We start from the raw sequence: 19,621 nt of genomic DNA, 5'->3' as shown, positions 1-19,621 counted from the left end.
CTGCCGCGGACATCGACAGGCGGAAGTGTTGGCGCGTAGCAGGCCGGCGGCTCAGCCGGGCGCGGGACACGGGTTGGCGACCGGACCGTCCGATCCGGCGTCAGCCCGCCGCCCGTCGGCTGCGGTGACCGTGACCTGCCAGGTCACCGTCATCGTGGTCAACCTCGGCACCTGCGCCGTCGCGGTGTCGTCGGTGATCCGCATCGGCACCTCACCGCCGGTCGGGCCGCCGGTCGATCCGCCTCCGGGGGCGACGATGCCGCCGGGGCCGCCGGGCCGGGCCGTCGGGGCAGTCGTCGGGCCGGCTGGGGATGCGCGCGGGGGTTGGCTGGTCGCCACGCCAGTGCCGGCCGACCAGGTCAAAGTGGCAATCTGCGCGACGCCACCGTCGATCACCGCGCCGACAGTCAGCGTGGCCCCGCCAGCGGCGGTGCAGGCGAACCGGGCCTGGGCCCGTACCGCCAGGGGCGCCGGCGGGTCGGTGGTGGCCGCAGCGCCCGGCGGCCCACCGGGCGACGCGGACCCGGTCGCCCCCGCCGGATCGCTCGCCGCTGCCGGCCCGGTCGGGGTCGCCGGCCCGGTCGCCTCCGCTGGCGCCGTCGGGGCCGCCACGGCGGTCGGCCCGGCAGCTGCGGACCGGGCGGCGTCGTCCACCTCACCCAACCGGGGCACGATCAGGGCCGCGCCGAGCAGCAACATCAACGCCACGGCTGCGGCCAGCCCGGCGGCCAGCGCCCGTCCCCGCCGCCGATCCACCGCGCGTGGGAATCCGGTCGCCGGATCGAACCGGCCGGCCCGACGGTCGATCCGCCCCCTGGCCGCAGCCTGGCCCGCGTCGGAGCTGGTCGACACCAGACGGGGCCACAGCTCCGGCGGTACGGCGAGCAGCGGCAGGGTCGCGTACGCGGAGAACAACGCCGCCGGACTGATCTGCTGCCGACGCCGGTCGGCGCAGGTCGGACAGTTCTCGATGTGCCGGCTGACCCGTTTGCGCAGCAGCACCGTGATGGTGCCGTCCCAGCCGTGCAGCAGCCCGGCCAGCTCCGCGCAGTCGGCGGCACCGGTGCGGGCCACCAGCAACGCGCCGATCGACCGTTCGAGCTGTGCCCGTACCCGCGACAGCCGGGCGTGCGCGTGACTGTCCGAGACGCCGAGCACCGCGCCGACCTCGGTAGCGGACAACTCGTGCCGGATGGCCAGCTCGAACACCTGCCGGTCACCCGGGTTCAGCCCGGCGGCGGCGGCCCAGATCAACTCGCGTACCTGCTCGGCGCCGAGCCCGGTGACCGGGTCGACCGCCGGGGCCGGCACCTGGCCGGCCGCCTCCAACGGCAGCTGCCGCAGCCGGCCACGCATCACCCGCAGGCACTCGTTGCGGGCGATGGCGTACAGCCACGGGCGCAACCGGTCCGGATCGCGCAGCTGGGCCGCCCGCTGACCGGCGAGAATGAACGTGTCGTGCACGGCGTCGGCCGCCGCGTCGGCGTCGCGCAGCAAAAATCGGCAGTACGTGTACAGCCGGCCGGCGTACGCGCGGTACGCGCCGTCGAGGCCGCGCTGGTCACCTGCAACCAGCGCGGCCACGACGGCGCGGTCGTCCACGCAGCCGATGCTAGAGGTGGCGATCCCCGTACCACCCTTACTGTCGCCAATATTTCAGCTGGTGGCGGGCCGGGTCGGGCTTGTCGTTGTCCCGGCCGATCAGACAGAGCCGGGTGTTGCCGACGGCGACGAGCCGGGCCCGTTCGGCGTCGGCCGCATCGTCGAGGACCAGCAGCGACGTCTGCCCGGCCCGCAGCGACCAGCCGTCGGCAGCTGGACCATTGACGGTGAGGGCCGCCGGGTCGTACGCCGTGCAGTCGTACTGCGGGGCCAGGCCGAGTGGCAGGCCCGACGGGCTCTGGAAGTACGTGACGATGTAGCGGTGGCGGTCGGCGCGCTCGTTACCCCGGCCGATGTAGCAGAGCTGCGTCCAGTTGCGGGCCACCTTGACGCCGTCCTGAGCGTCGAGGCTGGTCGCGAAGAGCTTGATGGCGTGGCTGCCGTCGCGCATCAGCCAGGCGTCGCTCTGCTGCGTGACCGAAAGGTTCGCCGGGTCGTAGCCCACGCAGTCCTCGGCAGCCGCCGTCACCTCGGGCTCTGGCTCGATCGCGGCACCGTCGTTCCCGTCGCCGCCGCCGTTGCCGTCCGGGCCGGTCGCCCCGCCGTCGTCGTCGCCGCCGTTGCCACTGTCGTTGTCGTCGCCACCGGACCCGGTGTGCCCGCCGTCGGCCGGGCCGGTGCCGCTGGTCTCGGTCGTGGCCGGTGCGCCGCCGAGCCCGGCCGAGCCGGGCACCCCGCCGGCGTCCGACTGGCCGCTGAGCCGGCCGGTCGCTGCGCCGCAGGCCACCAACGCCAGCAGGAGCAGCCCGCTCAGCGCCACCACGACCACGGCGGTGGCCGCCGGCCAATGCCGCATCCACCGCCGCGCCGATCCGACACCCGAAGTCGTGTAGATCATCTCGTCACCTCGCCTGAAGTCACTTGCCGGCTGTCGTGCCGGACAGGGTTGGGAGACGGTGGCCAGCCGGGAACCAACAACTTTCCACGGCACGATCCACACCTTGCTCGGTCAGTGGGCGGGTCCGCCCGCCGGTAGAGTCATCCACGTGGATCTGGACGACACCGCCGCCCGGCTCGGCGTGCGAGGACATCGACCGCGTACACCGACTCGCCGGTGACCGGCCGTCGGCCCCACTGCCCGCCAAGGTCGACGCGCCCGCGATCCTCGACCGTCTCGCCGTACGGCCGGACGACGCCGCCGAGATCATGGCCGGCTGGCCCGACCCGGACTCTCCGCTGTGGACCCCGGAGCTGTGCTGGCTGCTCGACCGCTCGATCGCCCTGGTCCGCGCCGACCTCGGCGGCCACGGCTGGCTTCCGCCCGGCCCGGCTCTGCCCCGCGAGCGAGGGCCCGCCTGGCGACACCTGTACGTGTACGCGTACCTGGCCCTGGTCGACGTCGTCATGGCGTACCACCGCGACCACGGCATCGCCGCGGCCGTGTCCTGGGCGACCCTCGCGGACCTGGGCCGCAGCCTCGCGGTCGACCGTCGGATGCACCGCGAGGGCTGGCCGGTGATGCAGGCCTGGTTGACGCTGCACGCGCGCGGCGGCCTCTACGAGCTGGGCCGGCTGCAGCACCACCGTGGCGGCGGTGGCGGCAACGCCATCAACCTGCACGTTCCCGAGTCGGGGCCGCTGACCCCGGAGGCGGTCTCCGCGTCGCTCGACGCCGCCCGCGCGTTCTTCCCGCGCCACTTCCCCGACGAGCGCTACACGGCGTTCATCTGCAGTTCGTGGCTGCTCGACCCGCAACTGCTGGACTACCTGCCCGAGGACTCCAACATCGTCGCGTTCCAGCAGAGGTTCCAGCTGGAGCCCTACGCCGAGCGGGACGGGCTGGACGCCGACGTCGAGGTGCTGCGGTTCGTGTTCCGCACCCTGACCACGCCGATCGAAGCGCTACCGCGCCGCACCGCGCTCCAGCGGGCCATCGTCGACCATCTGAGCGCCGGCCGCCACTGGCGCATCCGCCGCGGCCACTTCCCGATCTAGGCACGCCACGAAGATGCCCGCCACGTACGAGTGCACCGTTCCGACGGACGACGGTGAGCTGCCCGGCACGGTGGAGCTGCCCGACGGTCCGGTGCGCGCAGCGGTGGTCGTGGTGCACGGATCGACGGCCGGTCACCGGTCCTGGTTCTGCTACACCCACGTCGGCCGGGTACTCACCGCACACGGTGTGGCGGTGCTGCGCTACGACCGCCGGGTGCCGTTGGAGCCCGGTCGCGACGTACCACTGCGGTTGCAGGCCACCGACGCGGCGGCTGCGGCCCGGACGCTGCGCAAGCTCGTCGACGGCGATGTCCCGCTCGGGCTGTGGGGGCTGAGCCAGGGAGCCTGGGCGGCACCGAGCTGACCGGGCTGGCCGAGTTGCGCACCGGGTGGGAGGCGTACCAGCGGGGCGGCTGCGCACCGCAACCGGACCCACGTCCAGTAGCGGCGGTCTGGCGGCTTGAGCACGCCGTGTCACGTCTGGAACACTCGTCCGTACGGGAGCTCCCGCATTACTGTCAGAATTCCAACGCTCAACGTGTGGACTCGGAGTGTGGCGTGATGTTCGGTGAACTGTGGAGCACGTTGGCCGGCCAGCTTCCATTGAGCATCCAGAAGTACCGAAACCAACTACCTTCACTCCACGTCACCGAGAAGCCAGACCGCACCCTGCTCACCAAAGCCGATCTTGAAGTCGAAGCTTTGATCGTCAAGGCGATCCGCGCTGCCGACCCAGGCGCGCAGATCATCGCCGAGGAGTCAGGCAACCTGTCTGAAGTCGCACAGACTCCTGAACAGGTGTGGGTCATCGACCCGATCGACGGCACCGCCGAGTTCGTGCGTCCCGACCGCCGGGAGTTCTGCAGCGTCATCTGCCTGCTGGAGCGCGGTGAGCCAGTTACGACGCTCGTTGTCGCACCCGAGCTCGGCCACGACCGTACCCCACTCATCGTCTTTGCCGACCGAGCCGCCCATGTGCTCACGGTCAACGGACAGCCTTGCCAGTCCGGGCGCAACCCCAACCGGCCGCGTTGGGCCTCGGTCACCCGCAGCTCAGGAAGCGCACCGCACCCCTTTGAGCCGCTCATGGCGGGCGCGGGTTTCGATCTAAAGACGTCCACGACGTCGCAGACCATCGACATGCTCCGCACCTCAGTCGATTTGACCGACATGACCGATCTGCCAATGCCCCAGTTCGATCTGTTCTACCGGAAGGATCAGAAGATCTGGGATGGCGTCGCCGGCCTGTGCCTGGGCGCCGCAACAGGGCTGACCAGCGTCGACAACACCGGCAGTAGCCGAACTCCCGTGGAACGTGAGATCCTGTCGCACAAGACCCCGAGCTTTGATTCCACGATCATGGGTTTGCCGGAGGCGGTCGAATGGTTCTTGGAGATCAGCAAGAGCTAGACTTAGCGCAAAGCAGCACTGCAGTCCTCATCGACGTCACGAGGATAATCGGTGCCGACAGTTTCGTGCGCGCACAGAATAACAGCATCACACCGGCCGACCCATTTTCGCGACAGTGCTTCGTCGAGCTGATTCAAAGCCTCATCTTCATGTCTGACGTGTACGTTGCCCACCCAACGCTGGCAACACCAAGGGCGATCGATTTCGGCAATCAACCAATTCTCTTGCAGTCACTCATCCGAGCCAGCCCCATCAAACCACTTGCTCTACGCGAAACACAGCTGAGCGCTGCAGGCAGACTGCACTCAGCTCGACTCAAGGAACTTGGCAGCTCGTCCGGAACCCAGAACTTCATGTCCTTTGTCAATCAGATGATTGAGATTGACTTGCTGCAAATTCCCAGCCAGACGACCATGGCCGGACGCGTGAGAAATTGGCTCAAGTTCCAGACCAACGACGTCCTGGTGGCGGGACATCACCGTGCACGAGTCTCCACCGAAGATGGCATTGAGAACGAACCGTTCGGCGAATGGGCAAGAACCGCCGGAAAGTTCCTGTCCGGTGCACTGGAGGGCATCGCCCCACCCGGCCAGGCAGCCTATCTATTGGCGACAATCGCACGCGGACTCAAGTATCAGAGCCGCGCCGAGGCTTCCGGCATCACTTATCAGTCCCATCCACTGCGGAGAGACTTCCTGATCGACTTCGATCTTCGTCGCCTCGGCGAAAACAGGAATCACGTCTTCGAGGTCATCAAGGCAGTCCGCGGAATATACACCGCTGTCGCAGACGCCGCTGGAGTCGGCTCAGCCAATCGCGTCCAGCTCCTGGAATTGGAGCTCCCACTACTCGGCGGCCGGTTGTGGCGGCCAGATGAACTGGGAAAAATGGGAGACCAGGAATGGTCCGATCTTGTGGCACAACGAGTATTGGAGTACCGGCGGGTCAGCCGCCCACTGCGAGATACCCTCGAACGCTGCATACACGTCGAGGACTATCTACGACTGACCAGGGATATAGAGGTCGTCAGAGCGGATCTACTTGAACGCCTTGGGCTCCGCGACGTCACGTTGTCCGCCGTTGAACGCGAACTGCTCGACGGGGCAGCCTCGGTCGCCGAGTCGATCCCCGGACTGCCGAAGGTAAGTGGCCTGTGGCTAATCGCGCGCAGAGCGGGCAAGCAATTCACTCCGGGAAACACGCCGGTGCAACGTTTCCTCTACAAGGAATTCATCCGCGCCTGGAGACGTTCGGGTAAATAGCCGAGCTGGCTCACGCATCATCACCCGCTTCACGGAGCTCATGATCGACTGCCGCCTCCGTCCCACCCAAGTGCACGGGCACCAGGACGGACCGCGCTCTACTGTCCGCTGACCTACAGACGCGGATCACGCGACTGAAGACTCCGCTCGGGTCACGCTTGTCGACTTCCACCCTGGACTATGCGGACGTCACGCGAGAAGATGGCCCGGTACGCGACGCAGTTGGTGCGGGCAGGACGCTGCCCCGAGACGGGCCGGAAGGATCGGTAATGACGAGTAATAATGGCATCCCGCAGGTACTCAGGTTTCTTCGTGCACTCAACGGCGGTATGACGCAGGAACAGTTGGCGCAGCGGCTCAGCGTATCGACGTCCCTGATCGCCAAGTTCGAGACCGGCCGGCAGATCCCGATGCCCGACACCGCAGACCACCTCGATCTGGTGTTCAGCAGCGCCCCACTGATCAAGGAACTGGTGGACAACGCCCGCAAGGCCATCCCACCAGACTGGTTCCAGCCGTGGCCAGAGGTGGAAGCGACGGCCACATCGATCCGGTGGCACGATCCAGCGATCATTCCCGGGCTTCTCCAGACTGAGGCGTACGCCCGCGCCATCCTGCACAGCGGTCTGCTGACTCCTGCCAAGGCCGACGAGTACCTCACGATCAGGATGGCCCGACAGGCGGCCGTTTTCGACCGGGCGGAGCCGCCGGTGTGTCAGTTCATCATCGACCAGTCGGCTCTCCTCCGGGGCGACCCGACGATCGTGCGGGAGCAGCTGGAACACATCGCCGAGATGAGCACCCGATCCCGGGTGCTGGTGCAGGTGACGCCAGCGGACGCGGGCTGGCACCCCGGCCAGAACGGTCCGTTCATGCTCGCCACCCTGGCCGAGACCGGCGGCACCGTCGGCTACGTCGACGACCAGTTGCAGGGGCGCCTGGTGACCGAGCCGAAGCGGGTTGCCGCCCTGGAACAGGCCTGGCAGGCTCTGAGTGGTGTGGCGTTGCCGCGCGACCAGTCGCGGGACATGATCTTGAAGTTGGTGAAGGAACTGTGACCGATCCTGTGTGGCGCAAGTCCAGCCGCAGCAACAGCAACGGAAGCGCCTGTGTCGAGGTCGCGGACAACCTTCCCGGCCGCGTCCTCGTCCGCGACAGCAAAGACCAGACCGGCCCCACCCTCACCTTCGGCCCCGCCGCCTGGCAAGCATTCATCACCGGAGCGCCCACCCTCCGCTGACCCACAGAATCGGCAGCACAGCGGCCCGCGGGTGAGCCCCGGCCCCACGCCGACAGGGGCCGGGACCCACCCGCATCCGGTGACCTGGCTACTCGACCCGGATGTTGTCGAGGTGCACGCTGCCCGGGTTGACGTAGACGTAGATCTCCCGCACATCGGCCAGTGCCTCGGCGTCACACGACATCTCGGTCAGCAGGTCGATCTCGGCGGTGCCGGTGTAGTTCTGGTTCAACCAGGTGAACGTGGACTGGCACCAGGCGTAACCCGGCCCGGTCTGCACGGCGATCGCCGCGTTCGTGCCCACCGACGGGTCGGTACGCAGGTCGTACTTGAGCGTGACCCGGCTGGACAGGTCGACCGGCTCGGCGAACGAGGTGCCGAACCAGCCGCCGTTGACCGCGTCGACCCGCAGCCCGTACGCCCCGTCGGTGGCGAACGCGTCGGAGTGCGCGACGCTGCCCGCGCCCGGCTCCCAGGATGGCGGCCCCCACCCGTCGGTGCCGGTCTCGAAGGAGAACAGCACCTGGGTTCCGGCCGGATCCGGCTTCACAGTGACCACCAGGTCGGCCACGTTGGACTGCCGCCGGGCCTGGTCGGTGACGGTGTAGTGGGCGGTGGCCCGGCCGGCGAACCCGTCGGTCGGAGTGAAGGTGACCACCCCGTCGCGACCGAGGGTGAACTCGCCGCCGGTGACGGCGATCCGCTGCTGCTGGCCGCGTACCGTCGGGTCCAGGTCGATGGTGGCGGCGCGCACCGTACCCCGATGGGCGATGTCGTTGGCCGCTGGCCGCAGCGTCGCGACCTGGCCGAACTCGACGGTGGTGGTGTCGTGGTCGGCGACCGGCGGCCACGGTCGGCGGCTCCCACGAACCGCCGCCCCGGCGTTGGACAGCGTGGTGCAGACCGGGCTCGGGCAGTAGACGGTGTAGCCGTCGTAGTCCGGGTACAGGCTGCCGTCGTCCTGGACGCCGGAGAGAATCCAGTAGAGGAATCCGTTGGTGCCGCCGGCGATCGCGGTGTCGGTCCACTGGCGGTAGACGAGGTTGCGGGTCGACTTGTCGTGGATGCCGAACTCGCCGAGCATCACCGGCTTGCGGACCTTCCTGGCGGCCTTGGCGTGCCGGGTGATCCACTCGTTGCCCCAGGCGGCGTCCTTGCCCCAGTGGTCCGGGTAGAGGTGGTAGGAGATCACGTCGATGGCCGGCAGCTTGCTCAGTGCGACGCTGTCGACGCCTTCGCCGCAGTTGGTGGTCCAGTCGGCGCTGGTCGGATCGTCACAGAAGAAGCCTTCGTCGCCGACGCTGACCAGCTGCCGGGGCGCGATCGACTTGACGTGTCGGCTCATCTCGTCGGCCCAGGCGGTCAGGGTCGCGGTGCTGCAGTCCGGTGAAGTCGGGTAGACGCCGGATCCTTTGCAGCGCGGCTCGTTGCCCAACTCCCAGGCCATCACCGTCGGGTCGTCCTTGTACTTCAGACCGGTGATGGTGTTGGTGCGGTTGAGCAGGTGCGAGATCCAGTCGGAGTACCAGCCACGGATCACCGGATCGGTGTAGAAGTCGTCGTGGAACTGGCCGCCGCGCCAGCGTACGTACTGGTCCATGCCGCCGAAGTCGCGCCAGTTGTTGGTCAACGGGATCACCAGTTTGATGCCGGCTTCGCGGGCGGCGGCGAGGATGTAGTCGAGGCGCTCCAGGCCGTCCGGGCCGTCGCGGTACGCGGGTCGTTCGCCGTCGAAGTACTGGAAGTAGACGCCGTCGGCCGGTCCGGCGACCGAATCGGAGCCGTCGGCGTTGCCGATGTCGAGAAATCCCCAGGTACGCAGCACGGTAAACCCGGCCGCCTTCGCGTCGGCGAAGACGTCGTCGACCATTGTCGGCGACTTGTACATCAGGTAGTAGTTGTTGCTGCCGGCGAAGCGAAACTTCTTGCCGTCGAGTTTGAGGTCGGCACCGTGCCGGGTGACGAACCCGGTCGACGGTTGACCAGGCGGCCCGGCGTGCAACGGCAGCCCGGCCTGAGCCGACGGCCCGGCCTGGGCCGGCACCGCGACGGTGGTGGCGAGGAGCAGACCGGCGAGGGCGAGTAACCAGCCGGCGGAGCGTGGGCGCATGCGGGGGTTCTCCTTGACCGTGGGGGGACGGTGGAGGTCACTGGCGCGCGGCGGCCTCCAGGGCGAGTGCGGCGGCACCGAGCAGCCCGGCGTCGTTTCCGAGGCTGCTGGTGTGAACGCGGACCCGACGGACGAAGTCGAGCCCGGCCAGCTCCGCGACGGCCGCACGCAGCGGAGCGAAGAGCAGGTCACCGGCGGCGGCGACCCCGCCGCCGATGACGACGTCGTCGAGGTCGACCAACGCGGTGGCGGAGACCACCGCGGCGGCCAGGGCGAGGGCGCCGCGGTCGAAGGCGGCCGTGGCGATCGGTACGCCGGCCCGGCCATCCTCGGCGAGGGTACGGGCGTCGCCCGGCCGCTCTCCCGGCGACCAGCCCTGGCTTACCGCCCAGCGGACCATCGCCGGTCCACTGGCGATCGCCTCGACGCAGCCTCGGCCGCCGCAGGGGCAGGGCGGGCCGGTCATGTCGACCACGATGTGGCCGATGTGGCCGGCGTTGCCGCTGCCGCCGGGGTGGACTCTGCCGTCGATGATCAGCCCGCCGCCGACGCCGGTGGAGACGACCATGCCGAGCAGCGCCCGGCCGGGGTAGCCGCCGCGCCAGTGTTCGCCGAGCGCCATGCAGTGGCCGTCGCCGGCGAGCACCACCGGGCGGCCGGGCAGCAGGGGGCGCAGCGAGTCGCAGATGGCGAAGCCGCGCCAGGCGGTGATGTTGACCGGGCTGATGGTGCCGGCGGCCGGGTCGAGTGGGCCGGCCGAGCCGATGCCGATCGCGGTCAGCGCGTCGGCGTCCCGGTCGCCGATGACCTGGCGGATCACCTGGTGCAGGGCGGCGGTGACGGTCGCGGCGTCCTGGCCGGCCGGGGTCGGCACCGCGCCCTGCACGGCGATGGTGCCGTCGGGTTCGACGACAGCGGCGGCCAGTTTGGTGCCGCCGACGTCGACAGCGAGAACGGGCCCGGGACCGCTGGCGGCACGGTCGGTGCCGGCGGTCACGCTTCGACCGCCGGGATGTCGTTGACGCAGCGCAACACCGGCCGGCTGGTCAACGCGGCCGGGTCGAGGTCGGCCTCGGTGTGCACGACGAACTCGGTCGTCTCGCCGGGCAGCAGGGTGATCAGCGCCTGGTCGACCTCGGCAGCCGGGTCGAGGCGGTCCGGGTAGAGGATGAGGTCGCGCAGGATGGTCCGGGCGGTGACGGTGACCCGCAGCCCGTCGTCGATTGGCTCGACCGCCGTGTCGTACTCGGCCGCCGGGTAGTCGACGTCGCGGTCCGGGGCGAAGAACCACCAGGCCCGCTGCCCGGCGGCGTCGGCGAGCAGCAACTCACGACGTGGATCGCCGGTGGCGGCCAGGTCGGGGTCGAGCGGCACGGTGACAGCCGAGTGGGCCGGCACGGCCAGCTCATAACCGATCTTGGCGAGTGGTTCGCCGGCCAGGCTCAGCCGGGCGACGTCGGTCCGCGGGTGCCAGTCGGTGCCGGTGTCGTTGACGGCGACAAGAGCCAGCCCGCCGTCGCGCGGCTCGATGGTGAGCAGCCGGTCGGCGTACACGTGGCGAAGTGCGTACCACAGGGGTTTACGGCGTCCGTCGCCGTCGATGGCCGCCCACGACGTGACCGGCCAGCAGTCGTTGAGCTGCCACAGGATGGTGCCCATGCAGCTGCCCCGGTGGGAGCGGAAGTGCTGCACGCCGACGGCGATGGCGCGGGCCTGGTTGAGCTGGGTCAGGTAGTGCCAGTCGTCGAAGTCGTGCGGGGCGGGCAGGTGTGCGTCGAGGCCACGTTGGAGCTTCAGGTCGCCGTCGGCGGCCTTCTGGTGGTGCGCCATGCCGGGCGAGTCGGACGCGAGCGGGTCGTCGCTCAGCGCGCGGCGCGCGGTGGCGTACGCGGGTGGCCCCTGGTAGCCGAACTCGGCGAGGAAGCGTGGCACGTACTGCCGGTACTTGAGGTAGTCGTCGGTGTTCCACACGTCCCAGATGTGCATCGTCCCGTGTGCCGGGTCGTTGGGGTGCAGGTCGTCGCGGCCGGAGTACGGGCTGCCCGGCCAGTAGGGGCGGGTCGGGTCGAGTTCGGCGACGACCCGGGGCAGTACGTCGAGGTAGTAGCCGAGCCCCCAGGTCCGGCCGTCGAGGGCTTCCTGCCAGCCCCAGTCGTGCCAGCCCCAGATGTTCTCGTTGTTGCCGGTCCACAGCACCAGGCTGGGGTGCGGGGTGAGCCGGGCGACCTGGTATCGGGCCTCGGCGGCGACCTCGCTGGCCAGCGGATCCTCTTCCGGGTACGCGGCGCAGGCGAAGAGGAAGTCCTGCCCGACGAGCAGTCCCATCTGGTCGGCGAGGTCGTAGAAGTCCTCGGATTCGTAGCGCCCGCCGCCCCAGATTCGCAGGAAGTTGACGCCAGCGTCGGCGGCCTCGCCGAACCGGTGGGCGTAGCGGGCGCGGGTGACCCGGGTGGGGAACGCGTCGTCGGGGATCCAGTTGACGCCCCGGACGAAGACCGGGACCTCGTTGACGATCAGGGTGAAGGCGGTGCCCGCGTCGTCGGCGGTGGTGTCCAGGCGCACCGAGCGGAAGCCGATGGGCCGCTGCCAGGCGTCGAGTGCGGTGCCGTCGGCGCGGTGCAGGGTGACGTCGAGTATGTGGCGGGCGGGTTCGCCGTACCCCCGGGGCCACCACAGCTCGGGGTCGGCGACGGTGAGGGTCACGACGGCGCTGCGCTGCCCGGCCGGGACGACGGTCTCGGCGCGGACGCCGGCCACGGCGGCGACCACGGTCAACGCGGCGTCGTCCCCGTCGGTCCGGTCGACGTCGAGGTGCACCTCGACGCGTCCCTCGACGCCACCGCCGCCGCTACCGCCGGAGCCGACGCCGACGCCGACGCCGCTGACGGTGACCAGCGGGCGGACCGTGGCCAGCCGGGCGGTACTCCAGGTGTGCAGGCCGATCTCCTGCCAGACGCCGGCGGTGACCAGGTTCGGACCCCAGTCCCAGCCGAAGTTGCAGGCCATCTTGCGGATGAAGTTGAACGGCTCCGGGTACGCATTGGGCCGGTCGCCGAGCTGGTCACGCAGGATCTCGGCGTGCCGGTACGCGGAGTCGAACCGCACCTGCAGGGTGTTGTGGCCGGTGTGCAGGGCGGGGCGGGCGTCGAAGCGGTAGCCGCGGTGCATGTTGGCGGTGCGACCGAGTTCGATGCCGTTGATGCTGACGGTGGCGATCGTGTCGAGGCCGGCGCAGACCAGGTCGACCCGGTGCCCACCCGGGTCGACCGAGTCGAACGTCGTCTCGTAGATCCAGTCGGTCCGGCCGATCCAGGACAACCGGGTCTCGTTGTCGTCCAGGTAGGGGTCGGGGATCAGATCAGCCGTGAGCAGGTCGGTGTGGACGCAGCCGGGTACGGCCGCCGGGATGGCCCGGTCGCCGATGCCGTCGGGTACGTCGAACCCGTCGGCGGGTCGTACGGTCCAGCCCTCGTGGAGCGGTCGTACGGTGTTCATTGGCGGTACCTCACTGTGCTGGCTGGTGCTGGACTGGTCACGATGTCGCCGTTGCCGTCGCCGACGTTAGTTCTTGACGGCGCCTTCCATGATTCCCCGGACGATCTGCCGGCCACCGATGAAAAGCATGATCAGCAGGGGGATGGTAGCCACGAGCGCGCCGGCGAGGACCCGCCGGTAAAGCACGTAGTTGCCGCTGGCCAGGTCGGACAGGGCCACCATCGACGTCGGGAAGTAGGTGCCACCGAGGGTGATCAGTGGCCACTGGAAGTCGTTCCAGGTGGCCACGAAGGTGAGCAGGCCGAGGACGGCCATCGCCGGGCGGACCGCCGGCAGCACCACGCTCCAGTAGATCCGGATGGTGGTGGCGCCGTCGATGCGGCCAGCCTCGATCAGTTCGTCCGGGACCGCTTCGAGGATGAACTGCCGCATGTAGAACACGCCGAACGCGGTGACCAGGCCGGGCACGATGACCGCGATCAGCTGACCGTTCCAGCCGAGTTCGCCCATCAGGATGTAGAGGGCGACCACGCCGAGCTGGTTGGGCACGGTGAGCGTGAGGACCACGATGACCATCAGCACATTGCGGCCCTTGAACCGCAGTTTGGCGAAGGCGAAGCCGGCCAGCGAGCAGAAGAACAGCACCGAGAAGGTCACGATCGACGAGACGATGAAGCTGTTGCCCAGCGACTGGGCGAAGTAGACGTCCTCGAGGGTGAAGACCTCGTTGAGGTTGGTGAGCAGTTGGCCGCCGGGCAGTAGCTGCGGCGGGATCTTGGCCAGGTCGGCGTCGGTGCCGGTGGCGATGACCAGCATCCAGTAGAGCGGGAACGCCGAGAAGAGGATGACCAGGCTGAGGAACAGGTAGTTCCAGAAGTTGGCTGGCGTGCTCGCCGGGGCACGCCCCAGCAGTGCGGCGCTGCGCCGCTGGCGTTTGCGCAGGTCACCGCTGCCTGACTTGCCGGTGTGTCCGGCGGGTGGACGGGGTGCGGTGCTGAGGCTCATTTGCGACCCCCTCCCAGCCGGTTGGCGATCAGCGCGTTGACGACGGCGATGATCACGATGATCAGGAACAGCGCCCAGGACATCGCCGCGGCGTAGCCGAGGTTGAGGTCCTTCCAGCCGACCTTGTAGATGAGCTGGGCGATGGTCTGGAACTGGCCGTTGGAGCCACCGGTGGCCGCCTGGGCGTTCTGGTTGAACAGCATCGGTTCGGTGAACAGCTGCAATCCGCCGATGGTCGACAGGATCACGGTGAAGACCACCACCGGCCGGATCATCGGCACGGTGATCTGCCACAGCTGGCGCCACGGCCCGGCGCCGTCGACGGCCGCCGCCTCGTAGATGTCGCGCGGGATGGCCTGCATCGCGGCCAGGTAGATCAGCGCGTTGTAGCCGATCCACTTCCAGTTGACCATCGTGGCGATGGCGATCCAGGAGGCGGTCTTGGTGGACCGCCAGTCGATGGGCGCCTCGCCGCGCAGGTTGAGCACGTCCAGTACCCAGTTGGCGACGCCGAAGTCCCGGGCGAAGAAGACTGCGAAGAGCAGCGTCGACGCGGTGATCGGGGTGATGTACGGCAGCAGGATGCCGACCCGGAACCAGGTCTGCGCGCGCAGCTTGCGGTTCAACAGCGACGCGATGATCAGGGCCAGGAACAGTTGCGGCACGGTGGAGAGGATGAAGATGCCGAACGTGTTGTAGAGCGCGTTCCAGAACCGGTCGTCGGTGAGCAGCCGCTCGAAGTTGGCCAGGCCGGCCCAGCCGGTCAGCTCGGCGTCGTCCAGCCGCCAGTGCCGCAGCGCCACGACGCCGTTGAAGATGATCGGGAAGAGCCCGAAGGCGATGAAGAGGAGAAAGAACGGGGAGATCAGTATGTAGGGCATGTACCGCATGTCGAAGCGGTGCAGCCGGTTACTCCAGGGCTGGTTGCCGCGCCGGTCGGGTTCCGGCGACTGGGCGTGGGCCCTGCCGCGGGAACGCGGCGGGGGTGCGGCGCGCGTTGCGGACATGGTTGCCTCCAGAGTTCGCCGTGCGACGGCCGGCCCGCCCGTGGCGGGGGTGGGCTTGCGCCAAGGTGGACACACCTGGCGGAGCCCGCCCCCGGCCCCCGGGTCGTGGCCCGCGACCAGCTACGCGGTCGTCGCCTTCTCGGCTTCTTTGATGGCTTCCAGCCAGGCCTCGTCGGTCTTGCCCTCCAGGTCACCGCTTTGCAGCCGGTTGAGGACGTTCTCCACCGCGACCCGGGCCGGTCCGTTCTTGCGGCCGAGGTACTGCGGGGTGAGGCTCGCCGCCGTCGAGGAGAAGATCTGGCCGACCGGGGCGTCGCTGAAGAACGGGTTGGAGAACTCGACGATCGCCGGGTCCTCGTAGAGCGCCGGCTGCGACGGCAGGTTGCCGACCTTCTTGAAGATCTCGATCTGCTGCTCGGGCTGGATCAGCCACTCCAGGAACTTGTAGGCCTCGTCGACGTTCTTACCGTGGGCGGGGATGGTCAGGAAGGAACCGCCCCAGTTGCCGCCGCCACCGGGTATGGCGGCGACGTCCCACTTGCCGGCGGTGTCCGGTGCGGTGTTCTGGATGTGGCCCATCATCCAGGCCGGGCAGGCCAGCACGGCGAAGTCGCCGTTGACGAAGCCGTTGTTCCACTCTGGGGAGAAGGCGGCGAGGTTTGCCGACAGGCCGGCGGCGACGACCGCGGCGGCGGTGTCGAAGGCGACCTTCGGACCGCCCTCCATCGCCAGCGTGTCGCTGGTGTCGAAGAGGCCGACCGGTTGCTGACCCAGCACCGGGTTGAAGATGTTGGTAGCGGAGTCGACGAACTTCTTGTCGGCGGCGGCCACGTACTCCTCGCCGGTGGCGATGAAGGCGTTCCAGTCCGGCCAGAGGGCGGAGACCTCGTCGCGGTCCGTCGGCAGGCCGGCGGCGGCGAACAGGTCAGTGCGGTAGCACATGGCCAGGCCGCCGACGTCGGTGCCGAGACCGATCTGGGTGGCGCCGTCGGTGGACAGGGTCTGCTGCCACTTCCAGTCGAGGTAGCGTTCCTCGTACTGGCCGGCGCCCTTGTCCAGCAGGTTGACGAACTTGTCGGCCTGTTCGCGGAACTGGACGACGAATCCTTCGTCGATGGCGGCGATGTCGGCGGCACCGGAGCCGGCGATCAGCTTCTTCTGCAGGTCCTCGTGCTGAGCGTTGTACTCGCCGGCATTGAGGCTGATCCGGATGCTGGGGTTGTCGGCTTCGTACTTGGCTTTCAGCTCGTTGAGGCCGAAGTCGCCCCAGAACGCGATGGTCAGGTTGGTCCTGCCGTCGTCACCACCACCACCGGGTTCACCGCTGCAGCCGGCGACGAGCAGCGCGCCTGCGGCACCCACGGCCACCGTGCGCACCCAAGGGGTCCCACGCCGTTTCATGCCATCCTCCGAACGAGTTTGGAAACGCTCCTGGTATCGAGGAACGTTGACTGAACCGGATAAGTGAAGCCACGGTACGAGCGGGATTGGCGAGCGTCAATGGCAAGTCACCGTCGTGGCCAACCCGCAACCTTGGTGACCCGAGTCACACACCAGGACCCGACGTCGCCTCTCAAGATCAGGTTCGGACGCGAGCTCCCTCACGGCGCGGACGCGATCGACCACAGGGGCCCGGGCACCAGGCGGGGCCCGACGGATATCGTTTCCAGCAGGAACTTAACCGGGCAAGGTCGTGGGTCGACATACGCACCGTCACCGCGGTCGCGACAAGAAGTCACCCGACGGCAACGACGAGTCAAAGGAGCGCCGCCGGTGAAACGGCCGACCATCGCCGACATCGCCCGCCGAGCAGGCGTTTCGAAGGGCGCGGTCTCCTACGCCCTCAACGGGCAACCGGGAGTCTCGGCGGCGACCCGGCAACGGATCCTCGCCATCGCGGCGGAGATCGGCTTCAACCCCAACAGCGCGGCCCGCGCGCTCTCGGGCGCCAGCGCGAACGCGGTCGGCCTGGCGTTGAGCCGACCGGCCCGGATCCTCGGCATCGAGCCGTTCTTCATGGAGTTGATCAGCGGCGTCGAGGCGGAGCTGTCCGCGCGCTCCTACGCGCTGACCCTGCAGGTGGTGGCCGACACCGAGGCCGAGGTGACGGTCTACCGACGCTGGTGGGGCGAGCGCCGGGTGGACGGGGTCTTCCTCTGTGACCTGCGCATTGGCGACAGCCGGGTGCCCGCACTGGAAGAATTGCAACTGCCGGCCGTGGTGATCGGCGGCCCCGGACACACCGGCTCGCTGCCCAGCGTCTGGTCCGATGACGCGGCCGCGCTGGTCGAGACGGTCGAGTATCTGGCCGCGCTCGGCCACCGACGGATCGCCCGGGTCGGTGGCCTACCCGGCCTGCTGCACACCGAGATCCGGTCCACCGCCTTCGCCGGCATCTGCCGCGAGCTGGGCCTGGAGCAGTGCGTCACAGTGCCGTCGGACTACACCGGCGAGGAGGGCGCGCGGGTCACCCGGCGACTGCTCAGCACGGCGGCCCGACCGACCGCGATGATCTACGACAACGACGTGATGGCGATCGCCGGCCTTTCGGTGGCCCAGGAGATGGGCCTGGCGGTCCCCGGCGACCTGTCGATCGTGGCCTGGGACGACTCCGCACTGTGCCAGCTCGTGCACCCGTCCCTGACCGCGCTGGGCAGGGACATCCCGGCGTACGGGGCACACGCGGCGCGGCAGCTGCTCGCCGCGATCGCCGGCCAGCCGGCCCAGACGTTCCAGGACGAGACTCCGCACCTGACCCCCCGGGGCAGCACCGCCCCGCCCCGGGCGGACCGACCGACGGACCCATGAACCGGTTAAGTTGCTTGATAGTTGAGCCGTGGGATCAACCGGATAGAAAGTTAGGAACCGGCACGGTCGCGCGGCACCGGCCTGTGGCGACCCCCGGCACGGCCGCGCGGCCACGGGTTATCCTCGACCCGGTCACGCGACTGGCGCAGCGAAGGTGGAACAGACCACCGGGGAGCGACCACTGACGTGCGCCGCGCGCCTGGGTGCAACGTCGACGGCATCGCCGTGTCCGGGGCAACCCGGGGCGACGGCGCCGCCCGACAGCAGGAGGGCACCTCGTGCACGTACCGCAGATCCCCCAACTCACCGCCGCCGACCCGCAACTCGCCGAACTCATCGAGGGCGAGGCCCGCCGCCAGCACGACAAGCTGCGGATGATCGCCTCCGAGAACTACGTCTCCACCGCCGTGCTGGAGGCCAGCGGCACGGTGCTGACCAACAAGTACTCCGAGGGCTACCCGGGCCGGCGCTACTACGAAGGCCAGCAGTTCGTCGACCCGATCGAGACCCTCGCGATCGAGCGCGCCAAGTCGGTCTTCGGGGTGGCGCACGCCAACGTCCAGCCGTACTCCGGCTCCCCGGCCAACCTCGCCGTCTACCTCGCTTTCCTCTCCCCCGGCGACACCGTGATGGGGATGGCGCTGCCGATGGGTGGGCACCTCACCCACGGCTGGTCGGTCTCGGCCACCGGCAAGTGGTTCAACCCGGTCCGGTACGGCGTCTCGCGGGAGACCGGTCTGATCGACCTCGACGAGGTCCGCGACCTGGCCCGCCGGGAACGACCAAAGGTGATCTTCTGCGGCGGCACCGCCGTGCCGCGTACCATCGATTTTCCGGCCTTCGCCGAGATCGCCGGCGAGGTCGGCGCGATCCTGGTGGCCGACATCGCGCACATCGCCGGTTTGGTCGCCGGTGGCGCCCACCCGTCCCCGGTCGGCTACGCCGACGTGATCACCACGACCACGCACAAGACGCTGCGCGGTCCGCGCGGCGCGATGATCATGACGACCGAGGAGTACGCCGCCCCGATCGACAAGGCCGTCTTCCCCGGCCTGCAGGGCGGACCGCACAACCACACCACCGCCGGCATCGCCGTGGCGTTGCGCGAGGCGTCGACCGACGGCTTCCGCCAGTACGCCCACCAGGTGGTCGCCAACGCCAGGGCGCTCGCCGCCGCGCTGGTCGAGCGGGGCTTCGACCTGGCCTCCGGCGGCACCGACAACCACCTGATCCTGGCCGACCTGACCGCCAAGGGGGTCGCCGGCAAGCCGGCCGCGCAGGCGCTGGACCGGGCCGGGATCGAGTTGAACTACAACACTGTGCCCTACGATCCCCGCAAGCCGTTCGATCCGTCCGGGATCCGGCTGGGCACCGCCGCGCTGACCACCCGAGGGCTGACCGAGCAGCAGATGCCGCAGGTGGCCGCCTGGATGGACGACGCGGTGACCGCCTCGGTCAAGGACGACGACGCCGCTCTCGACCGGATCGCCGGTGAGGTCACCGACCTGCTCGCCGGCTACCCGATGCCCGGCTACGCCACCGCCTGACCGCCGCCCCCATGATCACGACGATCTTGCAGTTATCGATGGACAAGTCGGACAAATCCTGTCGATAAATGCAAGTCACCCGGTCCCCTTGGGGAGGACGCCGCGCAGGCGTGAAAATGGTGGGTAGGTCGCCCGCCGAC

General features: G+C 69.2%; 16 protein-coding genes and 1 riboswitch. Of the genes, 8 read left to right on the top strand and 8 right to left on the bottom strand.

Annotated features, from left to right (window positions below; all coding sequences use genetic code 11):
• Positions 1–51: 51 nt before the first annotated feature.
• Together ACFHVL_RS18415 and ACFHVL_RS18410 are read right to left on the bottom strand one after the other, a co-directional pair.
• Entirely contained in the window at positions 52–1,602 is a 1,551-nt protein-coding gene (locus ACFHVL_RS18415; protein ID WP_416629344.1) for a sigma-70 family RNA polymerase sigma factor, read from the bottom strand.
• Between the two features lie 37 nt (positions 1,603–1,639).
• Positions 1,640–2,500: a hypothetical protein gene (locus ACFHVL_RS18410; RefSeq protein ID WP_416629342.1), complete on the bottom strand. Its 861-nt coding sequence runs from the start codon at positions 2,498–2,500 to the stop codon at positions 1,640–1,642.
• Between the two features lie 308 nt (positions 2,501–2,808).
• On the opposite strand from ACFHVL_RS18410, the gene ACFHVL_RS18405 reads away from it, so the two are divergent.
• The 6 genes from ACFHVL_RS18405 to ACFHVL_RS18380 all read left to right on the top strand — a co-directional run bounded on the left by ACFHVL_RS18405 (position 2,809) and on the right by ACFHVL_RS18380 (position 7,509).
• Entirely contained in the window at positions 2,809–3,597 is a 789-nt protein-coding gene (locus tag ACFHVL_RS18405) for an acyltransferase domain-containing protein (protein WP_416629340.1), read from the top strand.
• Positions 3,598–3,610: 13 nt separating this feature from the next.
• Complete coding sequence (locus ACFHVL_RS18400) at positions 3,611–3,961, top strand: alpha/beta hydrolase (protein ID WP_416629338.1); 351 nt, start codon at positions 3,611–3,613, stop codon at positions 3,959–3,961.
• A gap of 197 nt (positions 3,962–4,158) precedes the next feature.
• Complete coding sequence (locus ACFHVL_RS18395; RefSeq protein ID WP_416629396.1) at positions 4,159–5,007, top strand: inositol monophosphatase family protein; 849 nt, start codon at positions 4,159–4,161, stop codon at positions 5,005–5,007.
• On the top strand, positions 4,980–6,269 hold the full coding sequence (locus tag ACFHVL_RS18390; protein WP_416629336.1) for a hypothetical protein: 1,290 nt from the start codon (positions 4,980–4,982) through the stop codon (positions 6,267–6,269). The genes ACFHVL_RS18395 and ACFHVL_RS18390 overlap by 28 nt, the downstream gene beginning before the upstream one ends.
• 269 nt (positions 6,270–6,538) lie before the next feature.
• A complete protein-coding gene (locus ACFHVL_RS18385; protein WP_416629334.1) occupies positions 6,539–7,327 on the top strand; it encodes a helix-turn-helix domain-containing protein in 789 nt (262 codons plus the stop codon).
• Positions 7,324–7,509 (top strand): DUF397 domain-containing protein, encoded by a 186-nt coding sequence (locus tag ACFHVL_RS18380; RefSeq protein ID WP_416629332.1) that lies wholly within the window; start codon positions 7,324–7,326, stop codon positions 7,507–7,509. The genes ACFHVL_RS18385 and ACFHVL_RS18380 overlap by 4 nt, the downstream gene beginning before the upstream one ends.
• Before the next feature lie 88 nt (positions 7,510–7,597).
• Here ACFHVL_RS18380 and ACFHVL_RS18375 read toward each other — a convergent pair whose 3' ends face one another.
• From ACFHVL_RS18375 to ACFHVL_RS18350, 6 genes are all read right to left on the bottom strand, one after another.
• On the bottom strand, positions 7,598–9,619 hold the full coding sequence (locus ACFHVL_RS18375) for a cellulase family glycosylhydrolase (protein ID WP_416629330.1): 2,022 nt from the start codon (positions 9,617–9,619) through the stop codon (positions 7,598–7,600).
• A 37-nt stretch (positions 9,620–9,656) separates the two neighbouring features.
• Positions 9,657–10,616 carry an ROK family protein gene (locus ACFHVL_RS18370; protein WP_416629328.1) on the bottom strand — a complete coding sequence of 320 codons (960 nt, stop codon included), beginning with the start codon at positions 10,614–10,616 and terminating at the stop codon, positions 9,657–9,659.
• Entirely contained in the window at positions 10,613–13,114 is a 2,502-nt protein-coding gene (locus ACFHVL_RS18365; RefSeq protein WP_416629326.1) for a glycoside hydrolase family 2 protein, read from the bottom strand. Before ACFHVL_RS18365 ends, ACFHVL_RS18370 begins: the two co-directional genes overlap by 4 nt.
• Before the next feature lie 66 nt (positions 13,115–13,180).
• Positions 13,181–14,119 (bottom strand): carbohydrate ABC transporter permease, encoded by a 939-nt coding sequence (locus tag ACFHVL_RS18360; RefSeq protein WP_416629324.1) that lies wholly within the window; start codon positions 14,117–14,119, stop codon positions 13,181–13,183.
• Positions 14,116–15,126, bottom strand: a complete 1,011-nt coding sequence (locus ACFHVL_RS18355; RefSeq protein ID WP_416629322.1) for a carbohydrate ABC transporter permease — start codon at positions 15,124–15,126, stop codon at positions 14,116–14,118. Before ACFHVL_RS18355 ends, ACFHVL_RS18360 begins: the two co-directional genes overlap by 4 nt.
• 120 nt (positions 15,127–15,246) lie before the next feature.
• Positions 15,247–16,527 (bottom strand): extracellular solute-binding protein, encoded by a 1,281-nt coding sequence (locus ACFHVL_RS18350; RefSeq protein ID WP_416629321.1) that lies wholly within the window; start codon positions 16,525–16,527, stop codon positions 15,247–15,249.
• 372 nt (positions 16,528–16,899) lie between these two features.
• On the opposite strand from ACFHVL_RS18350, the gene ACFHVL_RS18345 reads away from it, so the two are divergent.
• A complete protein-coding gene (locus ACFHVL_RS18345; protein ID WP_416629319.1) occupies positions 16,900–17,934 on the top strand; it encodes a LacI family DNA-binding transcriptional regulator in 1,035 nt (344 codons plus the stop codon).
• Between the two features lie 126 nt (positions 17,935–18,060).
• Positions 18,061–18,146, top strand: a riboswitch (ZMP/ZTP riboswitch).
• A 66-nt stretch (positions 18,147–18,212) separates the two neighbouring features.
• Positions 18,213–19,481: a serine hydroxymethyltransferase gene (gene glyA / locus ACFHVL_RS18340; RefSeq protein WP_416629317.1), complete on the top strand. Its 1,269-nt coding sequence runs from the start codon at positions 18,213–18,215 to the stop codon at positions 19,479–19,481.
• The last annotated feature ends 140 nt before the right edge of the window (positions 19,482–19,621 follow it).

Source organism: Micromonospora sp. LOL_023 (genome assembly GCF_048060115.1).
Classification (GTDB): domain Bacteria; phylum Actinomycetota; class Actinomycetes; order Mycobacteriales; family Micromonosporaceae; genus Micromonospora_E.
The sequence above is the reverse complement of the archived record's forward strand: the minus strand, read 5'-3'. Positions and strand labels throughout refer to the sequence as shown.